The organism is Metabacillus litoralis, assembly GCF_020524045.1.
Classification (GTDB): domain Bacteria; phylum Bacillota; class Bacilli; order Bacillales; family Bacillaceae; genus Metabacillus; species Metabacillus litoralis_C.
Window position 1 is genome coordinate 111814 of record NZ_JAIVKL010000002.1, and the last position, 15542, is coordinate 127355.

General features: G+C 32.0%; 18 protein-coding genes and 1 riboswitch. Of the genes, 4 read left to right on the forward strand and 14 right to left on the reverse strand.

All coding sequences use genetic code 11. The features are described from left to right. Window positions 1-260: 260 nt before the first annotated feature. From LC076_RS03945 to LC076_RS03960, 4 genes are all read right to left on the reverse strand, one after another. Complete coding sequence (locus tag LC076_RS03945; protein ID WP_226666356.1) at window positions 261-1484, reverse strand: sensor histidine kinase; 1224 nt, start codon at window positions 1482-1484, stop codon at window positions 261-263. A 101-nt stretch (window positions 1485-1585) separates the two neighbouring features. Further along, on the reverse strand, window positions 1586-2302 hold the full coding sequence (locus LC076_RS03950; RefSeq protein ID WP_226666358.1) for a response regulator transcription factor: 717 nt from the start codon (window positions 2300-2302) through the stop codon (window positions 1586-1588). Window positions 2303-2915: 613 nt separating this feature from the next. Then, window positions 2916-3140: a YozQ family protein gene (locus LC076_RS03955; RefSeq protein ID WP_226666360.1), complete on the reverse strand. Its 225-nt coding sequence runs from the start codon at window positions 3138-3140 to the stop codon at window positions 2916-2918. Window positions 3141-3304: 164 nt separating this feature from the next. Beyond that, window positions 3305-3571: a hypothetical protein gene (locus LC076_RS03960; RefSeq protein ID WP_226666361.1), complete on the reverse strand. Its 267-nt coding sequence runs from the start codon at window positions 3569-3571 to the stop codon at window positions 3305-3307. A gap of 110 nt (window positions 3572-3681) precedes the next feature. Here LC076_RS03960 and LC076_RS03965 point away from each other — a divergent pair, with 110 nt between their 5' ends. Next, on the forward strand, window positions 3682-4380 hold the full coding sequence (locus LC076_RS03965) for a DUF421 domain-containing protein (protein WP_226666363.1): 699 nt from the start codon (window positions 3682-3684) through the stop codon (window positions 4378-4380). Window positions 4381-4398: 18 nt separating this feature from the next. Next, on the forward strand, window positions 4399-4623 hold the full coding sequence (locus tag LC076_RS03970) for a hypothetical protein (protein WP_226666364.1): 225 nt from the start codon (window positions 4399-4401) through the stop codon (window positions 4621-4623). A gap of 282 nt (window positions 4624-4905) precedes the next feature. On the opposite strand, the gene LC076_RS03975 is transcribed toward LC076_RS03970, so the two are convergent. The 4 genes from LC076_RS03975 to LC076_RS03990 form a co-directional block, all read right to left on the reverse strand. Next, the gene (locus LC076_RS03975; RefSeq protein ID WP_226666365.1) at window positions 4906-5076 is read right to left on the reverse strand and encodes a hypothetical protein; all 171 of its coding nucleotides are present in this window, start codon (window positions 5074-5076) and stop codon (window positions 4906-4908) included. A gap of 187 nt (window positions 5077-5263) precedes the next feature. Beyond that, on the reverse strand, window positions 5264-5557 hold the full coding sequence (locus LC076_RS03980; RefSeq protein WP_226666366.1) for a spore coat protein: 294 nt from the start codon (window positions 5555-5557) through the stop codon (window positions 5264-5266). Window positions 5558-5572: 15 nt separating this feature from the next. Next, window positions 5573-5776 (reverse strand): hypothetical protein, encoded by a 204-nt coding sequence (locus LC076_RS03985; RefSeq protein ID WP_226666367.1) that lies wholly within the window; start codon window positions 5774-5776, stop codon window positions 5573-5575. 421 nt (window positions 5777-6197) lie between these two features. Continuing rightward, window positions 6198-7250, reverse strand: a complete 1053-nt coding sequence (locus LC076_RS03990) for an LLM class flavin-dependent oxidoreductase (protein ID WP_226666368.1) — start codon at window positions 7248-7250, stop codon at window positions 6198-6200. 246 nt (window positions 7251-7496) lie between these two features. On the opposite strand from LC076_RS03990, the gene LC076_RS03995 reads away from it, so the two are divergent. Then, entirely contained in the window at window positions 7497-8321 is an 825-nt protein-coding gene (locus LC076_RS03995) for an alpha/beta fold hydrolase (protein ID WP_226666369.1), read from the forward strand. A gap of 20 nt (window positions 8322-8341) precedes the next feature. Beyond that, window positions 8342-9553, forward strand: coding sequence for a SpoIIE family protein phosphatase (locus LC076_RS04000; protein WP_226666370.1), 1212 nt, complete (start codon window positions 8342-8344; stop codon window positions 9551-9553). Between the two features lie 74 nt (window positions 9554-9627). Here the strand turns inward: LC076_RS04000 and LC076_RS04005 are convergent, their stop codons facing one another. The 6 genes from LC076_RS04005 to LC076_RS04030 form a co-directional block, all read right to left on the reverse strand. Further along, window positions 9628-10629 carry an LLM class flavin-dependent oxidoreductase gene (locus LC076_RS04005; protein ID WP_226666371.1) on the reverse strand — a complete coding sequence of 334 codons (1002 nt, stop codon included), beginning with the start codon at window positions 10627-10629 and terminating at the stop codon, window positions 9628-9630. A 114-nt stretch (window positions 10630-10743) separates the two neighbouring features. After that, window positions 10744-11490, reverse strand: coding sequence for an NRDE family protein (locus tag LC076_RS04010; protein WP_226666984.1), 747 nt, complete (start codon window positions 11488-11490; stop codon window positions 10744-10746). A 357-nt stretch (window positions 11491-11847) separates the two neighbouring features. Beyond that, window positions 11848-13047 carry a phosphoglycerate dehydrogenase gene (locus LC076_RS04015; RefSeq protein ID WP_226666373.1) on the reverse strand — a complete coding sequence of 400 codons (1200 nt, stop codon included), beginning with the start codon at window positions 13045-13047 and terminating at the stop codon, window positions 11848-11850. Between the two features lie 137 nt (window positions 13048-13184). Beyond that, window positions 13185-13263: riboswitch (ZMP/ZTP riboswitch) on the reverse strand. Window positions 13264-13683: 420 nt separating this feature from the next. Then, window positions 13684-14175 (reverse strand): hypothetical protein, encoded by a 492-nt coding sequence (locus LC076_RS04020; RefSeq protein ID WP_226666374.1) that lies wholly within the window; start codon window positions 14173-14175, stop codon window positions 13684-13686. A gap of 66 nt (window positions 14176-14241) precedes the next feature. Continuing rightward, a complete protein-coding gene (locus LC076_RS04025) occupies window positions 14242-14520 on the reverse strand; it encodes a hypothetical protein (protein ID WP_226666375.1) in 279 nt (92 codons plus the stop codon). 527 nt (window positions 14521-15047) lie between these two features. Further along, window positions 15048-15329, reverse strand: coding sequence for a hypothetical protein (locus LC076_RS04030; RefSeq protein ID WP_226666376.1), 282 nt, complete (start codon window positions 15327-15329; stop codon window positions 15048-15050). Window positions 15330-15542: the final 213 nt, after the last annotated feature.

A 15542-nucleotide genomic window follows, 5' to 3' on the forward strand; every position in this document is an offset into this window, starting at 1 on the left:
CGATCAATGAAATAAAAAATACGTAAAAAAGCCTTCAAGGTTGCAAGCTCGAAGTCTATTTTTATATCAAGATTCACTTACAGCGAATAAATAAAAAACACTCTGCAGACTTTTTCCAACTACATAAGTTCTAATAATCAACAGCGATCATTAACATAGTCATTGTCTAAGCAAAAGTTCACATAAAATGGTTTTATATCTTTTCATTTACTAATTTCTATACAATATATGAACAACCTAAAAAAATGTACTAATCTTTTTTAAGAAACGACATTAGGTAAAACGATTTTAAAATTTGTCTTACCTCTACTAGGTTTTGTCTCTAAAATCAATTTTCCATTGTGATTTTCAATAATTTTCTTTGAGATTGTTAACCCTAGTCCTGATCCCCCATCATTCAGCCTGTTTTTATCTCCTCTAGTAAATGGATCAAATAATGTTTTAGCAACCTCATCATTTATACCTATTCCATTATCACCAATTTCAATCAAGGTTGATTGTTGTGATTGATTTAAACTAATATATACAATCGTTTGTTCCGGATTATATTTTAATGTATTTTCTAAAATATTCGATATTGCTCTATAAAGAAGCTTCTGATCGAATTGATAAAAAATCTTTGTTGAAGGAATCTTAATTTCAAGTTCCATTTCCTTTTCTGCAAATACATCATAATACTCGACAATGATTTCTCTAAAAAACTCACATATATCGAGTTTTTCTTTATACATCTTAAAATCTGGATTATCTAATTTAGAAAACATAAACAGTTCATCAATAAGTGTTGTTACTCTAATTGATTTATCATAAATATATTTTAAGTATTTTTTCGTTTGTTCTTCATTATCAATAAGATCTTCATAAAGTGCTCTAGAATATCCTTGAATGGTTGTCATCGGAGTTCTTAGATCATGTGACAAATCTGCTAGCATTCTTTTTTTACTTTCTTCAAGCAATGTCATTTCCTTGTTTTTTTGTTGTAGTTCATCTGCAAGACGCTTTAAATCTTCACTTAGGTTTTTATAATTTAATGAAGCTTTTATCATAAATGGTAGAATACATCCACCAAATACAGTTGGTAATAACATATACACTAAATAAAGCTGATCAGGATAAACGGTGATAAAGATCAAATATACACTGATAACCCCAAAGCCAGCGCTTAACATATACAACCATTTTATTGGCAACTGAACTGCTTGGTAAACAAACACAAAGACCATATATAAATACATTGGATGATAAAAATAAGCAAAAATTAAAGTAATAACAAATTCAGCCATAATCAAAAAGATGATGTAATCTTTGCGCCAATAAGTTTCCCTATAGATCAAAATAAAAAGTCCCAACATCAAAAGTCCCACTAAAAGCTTAGCTGTTGTTTCTTGTAGTAGGAAATAAAGTGGAAAACAAATATTAATCAAATAAAGATACGGCAAATATCCTTCTTTCTTTGGAAAAACCTTATATAAAAGTGTTCTCAAGTTCATCTCTTCCCTAGTATTAAAATTGGCGCTTCTGCACCATATGTACTTCATAATAATCTCTTAATCTTAAATGAAACTTAATTACATCTTATATTTGACTAATTTCTTTCAACTTTATAACCTAATCCTCTAATTGTTTTGATGTATTTAGGATTCTTGGGGTTTTCTTCTATTTTTTCTCTTATTTTAGAAATGTGTACATTGATTGTGTTGTCTTCTTCTCCACCGATATAATAGTCATTCCATGCAGCTTCAAAAATTTGTTGCTTAGTGAAAACTCTCCCAGGTTTATCCATTAATAATTCAAGGATATTAAATTCGATTTTTGTTAAGGCAATCACATCATTATTTCGTATGATTGAAAATGTATCTTCATCAAGTATTAATTCACCCACCATTTTTTTTCGAGATATCGAGACATCATTTTCATTTGTTTTTTGATTTTTATAATTATAACTTCTCCGTAACAGCGCTTGAACTCTCGCAACTACTTCTAGGGGATTAAACGGTTTTTGTACGAAATCATCTGCTCCCAAACCTAGTCCAAGAATTTTATCATAATCTTCATTTTTTGCAGAAATAATAATGATTGGTAATTCTAGGGTTTCTCTTACTTTTTTAATGAGTTGATAACCATCAATGATCGGCATCATAAGATCAACTAAAAGTAAATCTATTTGTTGTTTATGTAGTATTTCTATCGCTTGACTTCCATCATATGCTTCTACAATTTGAAAACCTTCTTTTTCTAAATACAGCTTTAGTAATTCCGCAATTTCAGGCTGATCATCAACAATTAAAATGTTTCTTGTCACAGTAAATCCTTCTCTCTATGTAAATATTAATCTTTTTCAAAAAATGCCTACCATCCTAAAAAGATATATGTTAAAACATCACGTAGATTGTGAATAATCTTTATTTAATTATATCAAGTGAAGGGAAAACTTAATAGAAAATTATGACAGATGAATAAGCTAAGGTAGTACAGCACATATCTAATTTTTGAAAATGTTGAGAAAAGCAATTAACATAGTTTGCAGTCTGAAATTGTAGAGAAAATTCTCCTTTTTTCTTCTATACAAGGTGAACTATTATATTTAACTCTGTCTCATAGCTATAAACATGAAAAACAGACCAAATCACTTGAGGATTTAGTCTGTTAATTTGATTAATGCGTTCAACAAACAAAGATCAGTAAATGAGATTCTTCTATCTTTTAGGCTATGTTAAAGCTTAATGTTGATTTTTAACACTTTGTTGATTGGAGGTGAATATATGAGACTCCTGCGGGAGAAGCGTGTCAAAGGGAGACCCCACAGGCGCTAGCGCCGAGGAGGCTCCCGGACCGCCCGCGGAAAGCGAATGCCTGTAACGGAAATCAACAACAAAGTTTAACAGAGCCATCTTTTAAAACAACGGAAAACCCATTTATTCTGCTTCTTTGTCAAAGCCTTTTCTTTCAATTGTGATAACTTTACCATCTACATGATCAATAACTGCTTTAATTTCACCTTCCATATAGGCATCAGATACTTGTTCATGACTTGTTGCTAAACCTGATGAAAGTGTGTCTTCTGCTTTATAATCTCTTACTTCATAAGTGCGACCAGCTAGATCTGTTGAATTTACATTTTCGTTCTTATTTTTTGCCATTTTATATCAACTCCTTTTTTTTTACCTAAAAGTACTATTAAGTGTTCTCATCGATATCTTTCCAACTTTTTAATCTTTTATGTAACCTTTAGAAATAGAGATGTTAAAAAAGTTCACCTCTCAAAATACCTAGGGTAATGTTTTTAACATCTCTCGTTTTCTTCTTATTCTGAACTTCCAGATGAAGTAACAGGGCTACTTGGTACAAAACTTGTTGTATCTTCTTGAAAACCTTCGATTATACTGGAACCTTCCGTTACCAAATTACTTGTGATCCGGAGTGGCACAGCTTGGTATATGTGATACTTCCTCTTCGTTTCTTCAACCCAATTAAAAAATTCAACTTTTCGTAAATGGTGTGCTTTAGGATTAAACATTGTGCAAGGATCACCATAAGGTTCTAAAATTGGTAATAATAAAGTTGGGATCATATCTATTTCACCTTCGTTTTTCATCTATTTTATGCTTCTTGTTAAGAATTTGTGTATTTGTCGGTTATTTCAATAACTTTTACACAAAATAGTGGTTAGGAGGTTTGTTTATGACAACATTAGAATTAGGTGTACGGGTTCTAATTGCATTTCTAACTATATTAATTGTCACTAGAATTGTCGGTCGAAAAGATATAAGTCAAATGACTTTTTTTAATTTTGTTTCAGCTATCGCATTAGGTTCACTAGCAGCAAATCTTGCTGTTAGTTCAAGCTTAAGTATCCAGAATGGGATTTTAGCAATAATTGGTTGGGGCCTTGTTACAATTGCCCTTGGATTTTTAGATATCAAATCTAAAAAGGCTCGTTTACTATTAGAAGGTGAACCAATAATCGTCATTAAAGATGGTCAAATTATGGAGAATAAGCTGCGCAAACTAAGAATGGATACTGATGAGCTACAGTCCTTACTAAGAAAGAAAAATGTTTTCTCATTAAAAGAGGTTGACTATGCAATTATGGAATTTGACGGAAAGCTTTCTGTTATGAAAAAAGAAGCTAACCAAAATATAACAAAAGGCGATTTTAACTTTAAATCTATATCTCAACAAATGTATCCAATGTCTACCACAATTATTTCAGATGGAAAAATAATTAATGAAAATTTATCAAAATTGAATTTGAATGAAGTATGGTTGAATTCACAACTACAATCATTAGGAATTACATCTTTGTCAGATGTGTTTATAGCTGAACTACAAAAAGATGGTTCAATATATATCGATAAAGTAAATGATACTGTTCATTAATAAATGGAGGATATACTTATGAGAAATTATAGATATTTAGTAAGTGATAAATATAAAGCTAAGGAAATTGCTGAAGATTTGCGCGTACAGTTAGACATTAATCGTTACCAAGATGTGCATGTTAAAGCAGTAAATAATCGAAACGAAGTGATTGTTCAAGTACCACCTGCTAGCACCTTAGCTCTAGAAGAAACAGTAGACAGCTTTATGGCAGAATATAAAACAGGGGTAATACTAGAATAAAGACTTAGTGAAAAACTGAGTCTTTTTTTAATAAATTCTTCCTGAAGACTTGATTAAATAAGAAAAATATAAATCCTTACTCTGACTTCTGTCTTACTAAAATCTCTGTTAAACTTTATTGTTAATTTCCGATAAAAGCATTCGCTTTCCTATGAATTTTTCCTTGGATATATTCAACTCCAAACACCAAAGTGCTAAAAATCAACACTCAGCTTTTAACATAGCTCACTAAATAAAGAAAACACCGAACGGATAATCGGTGTTTATTTTACAGAAACCTCTTTAGTTTTTTTTATCTATATCATGATTTGGAGATGTGCTATTTCCAGTTGTTGCTTCATACCCTACATTATATGTTACTTTTGGTGCTTGTTTTAAAGCCTCTGGCATTTTATATTGCTCTAAATCATCCTGAAATTGTCTTGTAGAGGGACTTTGTTGCTGTTCTGTCATGTTTTAGCCTCTTTTCTTTATGAATTTATTAATGCTGTTTTCACAAACTTTGTGCTTTTAAATAACCATACCAATCAGCATTGTATTGTCTAGTGACTTCTTTTCTTAATAAAATAGTACCCTTTTATGGGGGAAACACTCTACATTTTCGGGTACATAGCAACAATCGTTCAGAAAAGAGCCTTTATTAAAAATGATTATCTGGATGTAAGTTATTTTGCATATATTCCTGGACTTGTTTAATTTGATCTGCACTTGCTAACTCTGTTTTATACCAGCCTTTTGCTTGTAGAATATCATAAATTTCATACTGATTTCGATTTGCATTATCCTGCATTTCACCATAAATTTCTCTAAGTTCTTTGTGACTTGTTTCTAGCATCGTGTTAGAAATCCCTCGACATCTTCCTTTTTCTAATTCTAAACAAAGCTGAACCATTTCACGATCTGTTAACCCTCGTCCTTCAATATTATTCGGCAATTTTTCAAAACCTCCTTACTGAATATGTTCAGATCTGTTGAAGTATTGTGATAGGTCTGCTATTTTCAACTGATGACTTTCGGCTATTTGCTCAAGTTGCTGCTTTAATTGTTGATCTTCACATAATGATGCACACCAATTTATTGTTTTCGCTGTAATTGCTTCAGCTCTTATTTCATCTTCTATAAAAGCTAACTCCTTTGTTGTAAGTTGATTCATTTTTCCACCTCCATTACTGAAAGCTTTTCTTATGTAGTATTTATTTTTCGATCAATTTTTATCCAACTAGCTTACTTATTGGACTATTTTAGTTGACTCTAATATTTAGGAAAGAATGATAACGAAGGGCAATAGTGAATATATACAGACAAGCAAAATATATTAAAATACTCTAGAACAACTTCTCCATTTTTAAACTAATCCCAAACGCAAACCACTATTCAATGATTGATCAACCAAGTATTGTATCACATGAATTATTACAACACTTAGATCGTTCAACAAAACATCAAATATATGTTAAACAACACTAAAAGACTAACTTAAAATAGACATGAATTCTACTTTCCGTTAGTCTTTTTATTTGGCTTTGTTCATTCCATTACTATAACTAGTAATAAGAAAGAAAAAAGTCTTAAACTCAGCCTTTTCTGTTTTCCCATTTTTCCACTTCTTCTCTCACTTTAGGCGCAACCTCTTTACCAAGTAATTCAATTGCTTTCATCACATCTTCATGTGGCATAGATCCAACAGGCACATGTAGCATAAATCTTGTAATTCCAACATTTTTTCGCAAATGAATGATCTTTTCAGCTACTGTTTCTGAATCACCTACATATAAAGCACCATCAAAACTACGAGCAGCATCAAAGCTTTCTCTTGTATATGGGCCCCAGCCTCGCTCTTTGCCTAATTTATTCATCACATACTGTGTGGATGGAAAGAACTTATCTGCAGCAATATCAGTGTTTTCTGAGATAAAGCCATGTGAATGTGAAGCAACAGGGAATTTCTCCACATCATGTCCAGCATGTGCTAAGGCTTTTTTATAAAGTTGCACAAGTGGAGCAAATTGCGTTGGTTGTCCACCAATGATTGCTAATACTAATGGTAATCCAAGAATTCCAGCACGTATAACTGACTCAGAATTACCTCCACTGCCAATCCAAACTGGTAAAGGGTCTTGAACTGGACGAGGATATACACCACGATTTTTGATGGCTGGTCGATGACCACCTTTCCAATTAACAATCTCCGAATTCCGTATTTTTAACAATAATTCAAGTTTTTCTTCAAAAAGCTCGTCATAATCTTTTAAATCATAACCAAACAATGGGAAAGATTCGACAAAAGATCCTCTTCCTGCCATAATTTCAGCACGGCCATTTGAAAGACCATCAACTGTAGCAAAATCCTGAAATACACGAACTGGATCTGCTGAAGAAAGAACTGTTACTGCACTTGTTAATCGAATTCTATTTGTTTGAGATGCTGCTGCTGCAAGAATAATCGCAGGGTTTGATGCAGCAAAATCCTCACGATGATGTTCACCTACTCCAAACACATCTAAACCTACTTGGTCAGCTAGTACAATTTCCTCAACAACCTCCCGAATCCTTTGTGCATGACTTATAACCTCACCAGTTTTGGGATCTGGAGTTGTTTCAACAAACGTGCTTATCCCTATTTCCACTCTACATTTCTCCTTACAAGTTTATTTTATATCAACAATTACTTGTGTAATATGTACTACTTTACATTTTAAATGAAAAAATTTTTTTCTACCATTATAGAGTCTTTTGTAACAACATTATCCCTATTTCAAACAAGCTGTTCAAAAAAATCACGAAAAGAAACCTTAACAAAAATCAGTTTATCAATGCTATTATATTTATATTAGAAAAATTTTCATCTACCTTTATACAGAGAGGATTCTGTTATGAACCTAGATATAGTTACACGCAATAATGTAAAAATAATAGGCAACGGTCCGAAAACGATATGTTTTGCCCATGGTTTTGGGTGTGATCAAAATGTTTGGAATTTAGTTACAAATCATTTCAAGGATGAATATCGACTTATTTTATTTGATTACGTTGGATCAGGAAAATCAGATAAAGAAGCATACAATTCAGATCGTTACGGAACTCTTGATGGGTATGCACAAGATGTTCTTGATATCTATCATGCATTAAATTTAAAGGATACCATTTTTGTCGGTCATTCTGTTAGTAGTATGATTGGAATGTTAGCTTCATTAAGAGAACCTAGCTTATTTTCTCACTTAATTATGATTGGTCCATCTCCTTGTTACTTAAATGACCCACCTAATTATTATGGTGGTTTCGAGAAAGAAGATATAGAAGGTTTACTGGATATGATGGAAAAAAATTATAAAAATTGGGCTAGTAGCTTTGCATCAATAGCTGTTGGGCACCCCGATCAACCAGAATTAAAACAGCAGCTTCAAAATAATTTTTGTTCAATCGATCCAGTAATCTCTAAACAATTTGCCAAGGTAACTTTTTATGCAGATCATCGTAAAGATTTAAAACAAGTTACTGTTCCTTCACTTATTTTACAATGCACTGAGGATATTATTGCTCCAGAGGGAGTTGGAATCTATTTATCAGAGCATTTACCAAATAGCACACTAAATATCATGGACGCAACATTACATTGTCCACATCTAAGTCATCCAGAAGAAACAGTTAAGCTAATGAAAGAATATTTAAAAAAAGTTTTACATACATGTAGACAATAGGACATGAGGTGAACGTTTTAATGGAGAATCAATTAAATTATGCCCCATTTGGATATTTGAGTTTATCAGAGGATGGCATAATTTTATCAATTAATAAAACGTTACTCGATCTACTCAACTTTGATGAAGAACAATTAGCTAAGAAACATATAAACCAAATTTTAACTGTTCCAACTAAACTTTTTTATCAGTTTTATTTTATACCTCTAATACAGGTGAATCATCAAGTTGAAGAAATGTATATCATGTTAAAGTCGTTTTCCAACGATGAAATTCCCGTGATTATGAATGCTAAATTAAGAAAAACAGATAATCAAACTCTTTTTGACCTTGCATTAATTCCTATAAAAAAAAGAAGTGAGTACGAAAATGAATTACTGACAGCCAAAATAGAAGCAGAAGCTGCATTAATAGAAAAAAACAAGGCAAATGCCGAATTAAAAATTGCGCTTGATCATTTAAAAATAAAACAAGAGGAATTGATTGAACTAAATAAACAAAATCATCAGTATAAAGTTGATACAATTGAAAAGCTTGAGCTTGCACGAAAAATCCAAGAAACTTCATTAGCCGATTCGATTGAACATGAACATATACAAATTGAGTCATATTACAAAGCATCTAGTGAATTATCTGGAGATATGTACGGCTTCTATCGAATTGATCAGGATCGATATGGAATCATTATTCTTGATGTGATGGGTCATGGTGTTTCTTCAGCTTTGATTACCATGTCACTTCACTCATTATTTCAGCGTTTAATATCTAACGGAAATAGTACTGAAATGGTTATGAAAGAATTAGATAATTATCTTCACCGCTTGTTTCATAATAATGAAGAGACAAGACATTATTGCACAGCTATTTACCTATTGATTGATACCGCTTCACAAATTATTGAATTTATCAACGCAGGACACCCTCCTGCATTATTACAAAAACAAGATGGAAGTCAGCATGAATTAGAAACAACTTCCCCTCCACTTGGATCATTTGAACATACCACGTTCAAGGCTAAATCATTTACATACACTAAAGGTGACAGATTACTCCTTTATACTGACGGTGTGACAGATCCACTTGGATTTAATCACCTAAAACCTTTATTAGTTGTTAACAATGTATTACCAAGCACAAGATTAAAAGAACTGATTATTCATACCCTAAATAATGAAAAAAACCTTCAACATCAAAGTGATGATCAATGTTTTATTATCATTGACGTTCACTAAGATCGTTCAAATAGGGATCAGACCCAACTAAAGAAGCAAACCTTTCAAAAGGTTTGCTTTTTCGATTTATCTACTTATTCCCCCTCTGTTACTTCTTTTAAAATCTCATAAGAGCGCTTTTGTTTTTCTTCATCATACATATAGGAAACGGCCATGATTTCATCAACATTATATTTTTCTTGGAAGCTTGTTAACTGCTTTCGAATCGTTTCTTTACTTCCTTGTAGTGATACACTTGTCATTGATTTTGCCATTTCTTTTTCGGATGGTGACCAAATGCCTTCCATACTATCCACAGGAGGACGCAAAGGATTTGATGTGCCACGAACAACATTTAAGAAAAATTGTTGCATTGTTGTTGCTTCCCTATTTGCTTCTTCATCCGTTTCCCCAGCAATTAAGTTCACACAAACCATCATATATGGTTTATTCAAATATTGAGAAGCTTGGAACCGACTTTTATAAATTGAAATCGCTTCTTCCATAAATCTTGGTGCAAAATGAGAAGCAAATACATATGGTAAACCCAACTTAGCTGCTAAATAAGCAGAATCTGTTGAAGATCCGAGGATATAAATTGGAATATTTGCATTCACACCAGGATAAGCTTTCACATAATCTTGATTTTCTTCCGGTCCAAAATAAGTAAGTAATTGTTTTACATCATCTGGAAACGTATAAACCGAATCATTTTGAGAACGTCTTAATGCATTTGCGGTATTCATATCAGTACCAGGTGCTCGTCCAAGACCTAAATCTAACCGATCTGGGTAAATTGCACTCATTGTTCCAAATTGTTCAGCTACTACTAATGGTGAATGATTTGGAAGCATAATACCACCAGAGCCTACACGAATTTTTTCAGTATGTTCTAATGTATGTTTGATTAAAATCGATGTTGCAGAACTAACAAGTGTTTTCGTATTATGATGCTCTGCAATCCAATATCGATTGTAGCCCATATTTTCTGTAGCTTTTGCAAGATCAACCATTGACTCAATTGCTTCTTTTGTTCCCTGACATTCTCTTATAGGAGCCAGATTCAAAACAGAAACGGGAATTTTTATATTTGGCATTTATATTTTTCCTTTCATCATCAAGTTTCGTTTATATCGTAACAATTTACACACTGAAAACAAATTAATATGCTTGAAAGTTACTAGGAGTATCTATTTTACCTAATCAACGAATTATATGAACTCTTTCTCCAGAAAATCTTTCCTATTAAACGTGCGTTCTACAAATTCTACTTTTTCTTTGTTCATGAACAACACAGTCGAAGATCTTGTCCCATATTCTTCAGATTGGATAAATAGAGATGAAAGCCTTCTCTCCCAATCTAGAGAAACACCAGTATGAGGTAATTCTTCATCACTAGCAGGATCAGCGTCTTCTAAACTTGAAAATAGACATTCCTTTAGATTGTCACTTTGACTTTTCAAACATGTTTCAAGTCCTATTCTGCCTTTTTGAACTTTAGGCCAATTAGTATTTAATAAATGGTTACTTACACCATAAATTCCTGGCTGAAGCAAAGTAATTTCATTTTCTACATTTGAATAATAGTAAAGACCATTTATATCACCTAAAATTAAATTAAATCCAGGATATTCATTTCGGGTCTTTTGGATATTTTCCAAGTAGCTTTTCGGGAGAGTATCCTCAGTCAAAAAATCACTCACTAATTCTCCACGAGACTTTTTATTTTCTGTTTTTTCATTCGGATCCCGATAATTAGTTAGTGCTGCAAAACGACCATTTTTCGTCACACCCATCCATGTCCCCATTTTCTCTAAATCTCTACCTGCCAAAACCTCTGGTGCATCTTCCCAAAAACTCGCTTGAGCAGTTCCTCTTTTGTAAAATTCATCTCGATTTGCTGCAACAACTAAATCAAATCGTGAATCGATTTTATAAGCAAAATTGATTAAACAGATAACAAATCACTACTTTCAATTAGAAGTCATAGCTCTATTATATGTAACTTTAATAAATTCTTCTTAAAATTAACACTTTATTAATAGTTCATTTTCAATAATTCCATCACAGAAATTCATTTTCATCGGAGGAATATGTTAAATTCCCAGTTCAATTGCTGCTGATTTACTCAAAATCCAGTTACTATTAGTCGATCTGGGTTGTAAAAGATTGCTACGGTGTTCAATTTACAATTTCTTCTCTTATATGCACAACGATAAATTTCAAAAAAATGTACACAAAAAGGTTGCTATTGTATAAATAGCAACCTTTTTCAAATCAATTTTATTATTAATGCCTTTCAGAAAAGAGACTTATTAAATTAAACGAGTTGTTACAATTCCATCAATTTGCTTAATTTGGTCTTCTAATTGAGGAATGATATCTCCGTTAACTTTACTATCAATGTCAATCATTGTGTACGCATATTCTCCACGACTTCTGTTGACCATGTCAGCAATGTTCAAGTTGTAGCTTGAAATTGCTTGAGTGATTTGACCAACCATATTTGGAACGTTTTTGTGGAAAGTTGCGACACGACGCTTACCTGTGAAAGGAAGTGAAGCATTTGGGAAATTGACTGAGTTTTTAATGTTTCCTGTTTCTAAGAAATCCTTTACCTGACGAGCTGCCATGATTGCACAGTTTTCTTCAGATTCTTTGGTAGACGCCCCAAGATGTGGAATCGGTACAACATTCTTCATTTTCAACACATTTTCATTAGGGAAATCTGTAATGTACTTTCCTACTTTTCCATTTTCAAGAGCAACTTCCATATCTGTTTCATTCACAAGCTCTCCACGAGAGAAATTTAGAATATGAACGTCATCTTTCATAATACCGAATGTTTCTTCATTGAATAACCCTTTTGTCTCAGGTGTTAATGGTACGTGCACAGTAATATAATCAGAATTAGCAAATAATTGTTCAAGAGACATCGCTCGTTGTACTTTACGAGATAAGCTCCAAGCGGTATCAACAGAGATAAAAGGATCAAAACCAATTACATCCATATCTAATTCAAGTGCATCATTGGCAACAAGTGCACCGATCGCACCTAAGCCGATTACTCCAAGCGTTTTTCCTTTAATCTCTTTTCCTACGAATTGCTTCTTACCAGCTTCAACGAGCTTTGGAATTTGGTCTCCTTCACCTTCTAGTGATTTCGTCCAAGCTACACCAGCAAATAGATTACGAGAAGAAGCCATTAATGTTGTAAGAACCATTTCTTTTACAGCATTTGCATTAGCTCCAGGAGTATTAAAAACAACAATTCCTTGTTCAGTACATTTTTCTACTGGAATATTATTTACACCTGCACCAGCACGCGCAATAGCTTTTAACCGATTTGAAAATTCCATAGAGTGCATGTTAAAGCTACGTAAAACAATTGCATCTGGATTTTCACTTTCATTGTCTATTGTAAAGTTATCTTTGTTGAACACGTTTAACCCTACTTCTGCAATGTTATTAAGGGTTTTAATTGTTTTTACTTTGTCTAAAAGAATTGTACTCATAATGATTCTCCTCTTTTCATATATGTTTTTAATTTTATGAATATTTGTATTTTATTAGAATAATGGAATCTTAGCGTAATTTCAACTTAAATATCATCCTTCTAATAAACAGAAAAAGGTAAGGGAGAAATTTCCCTTACCTCTGCCCAGGCGAACGGCTACGACACTATATGCTCCCTCACGGTAATCCGCGTTTCGCCAGTTACATATAGTCTTTAGATTTACTTATATTCTATCATATTTCCCTTTAACATCAAGTTTATTTTATAGAATTTTCAATTATATTGGATTATTTAGATTGTTATTTGTAGTAGCACATAAAGCTTTTATCAATTTGTGTCGAAAAATCAACAATTTGATATTTTAAAAATAAACAACCAAAACCTTTACTTTATCAACTAAAGCTGTATCTTTGTATCATTATTAAAAATGTAATATAATTGAATATTTTATTTTGTCGTATATTATGTATGAATCTGTCAGTTTATGCGCTTGCCTAGGAAATAAATGTGTTGCAAGGTTCATTATATTTCCTCGTCTTTGAAAAATCTATTGTATTATTACAAACTATATTGTGTTTCTATAAATCATCTCTTCAGTAATTATAGCTTGTCGTTTCAATTTCACAGAAAAAACTTATATCCCACTAAAAGATTCCCTCTTAAGTACTTCTTTGTTTTTTCCTCTAACAATAATTTCATAAGTTTCATTTTCCTTAAGTAAATATGGAAGTTGGTATAAAGTAATTATTTCATTACTTTCAAGAATGAGTTCATTTAATTTGTACTCGGTCTCAATGTTAGATTTCTGCATCGATGTGTTCAGATAATATTTTATTGGTTTTGGGTTAAAATCAATTGATATTGTTTTATATTCCGGATGATTGACTTTCAATTTTTCATCCATTGTAGGTATAACTGACATCCATTGATTTTCTGTGATATCAACTTTGTTTATCGTCGGATCATATGTAGAAGTAATCCCATGTTTATTATCAAGAAACACAAATATGATGAAAACTAAAAGAACAATGATTGCTTCTAATGTGTATTTTCTCTTGTTCTTTTTCAAATCTACTTTTTCTTTATATTTTTCTTGTAATCTTCTCCTATTGGAATTCACTTTCATAAGAGACTCCTTACCCAACAATTGATTTTGTCATAGATTAGTGAGCACCTAACAAGCTTCTAATTCTTAATTAACAGATCTTTCATTTGTTTTGACAGACGATCTAGCTATTACGAAAAAACCTCCCACAATAGCAACTAAACTTGCAATAAAAAAGCCAATAGCATAACGAGATATCTCTTTTGCAGAAACTTGGTCATTTATTTCTAATCCCAAAAATTGAATTCCTATCCCATCTCCATTAACATTTGCAGCAACAAGCCATAATTCGGTGCCCTTGCTTATCATTAAAATAGCAAAAATTGAAAGCAAGCCAAAAATGATATATCGAAAGACAACGTTCATTATCATAACCCCGCTTTATTTTTTACTAAATTCAATTAAACAACAATAAGTAATTTAAACGATTTTTAAACACACCTTAATTTTAACATAATTATCCATATAATGTTTATTTTTTACCAATTTTTATTTTATGCTCATATCTTTAAGAAGATGAAACTAACAAAGCTTAAAAATTCAATGTATTGCTACTTTCATTTATTAAACATCTATACCCAAAATAGAGCTAATATGAAACAAAATTTTCCCACTATATCAAAATAGTTCTTTAAAGGGTAAAATAATCAGCGACAAGAGCTCCTTCTTATAAGAACAAAAAATTCGTTAATAAAAAAGCCTTACCACATTGGATAGACTCCATGCACTAAGACTAATTTGAATAGGTATAGAATGAGGTTTTTACCGTTAATTCCTAAAGGCTTATGAACCCGAAGTTATATGTGCTTCAGCTAAACTTCAACATTGCTTAAAAAATAGACATCGTCTTAATTTGGAACAAAAAAACTCCCGAAATAGGAGCTTCTTCTATATTATCTCTTTAGTTCAAATTCATACTTTTTGTTAATCTTTTCAGCAATACCTTCAAGAAAACCTGCGACTGTTAACTTTTCAATCTTACTTGAATACCAAGCAAGCTTTGCTCCTTGATTCTTGCCATTGTAGTTCACTTCTAAAGGCCAATACTTTGCAGTAGCATAAGTATAATCAAAATGAATATATAATTCTTTACCTTCAGGACACTCAAGTAAAACCTTATAATTCGGGTTTTTACCTTCTTTGTTCAGTTTTACTTTTTTAATTTTTGCAAGCATAAAAGAGTCAGTCCCCTTATTTTCATAGTAGTGTACTACCTATTATCATAACCCAAGTTGCTATAATTTGCTAAAAAGATTTCGGTTTTCTTAAAAACAAGCTTGTTACTCCTAATAAATAAGCTTATGAAGTAGTCATTTAAAATAGAATACTTTTAAAAAAATAGATTCTGTTATTGATCTACGATACAGGCTTTCGCTTCTTCGAAGGAA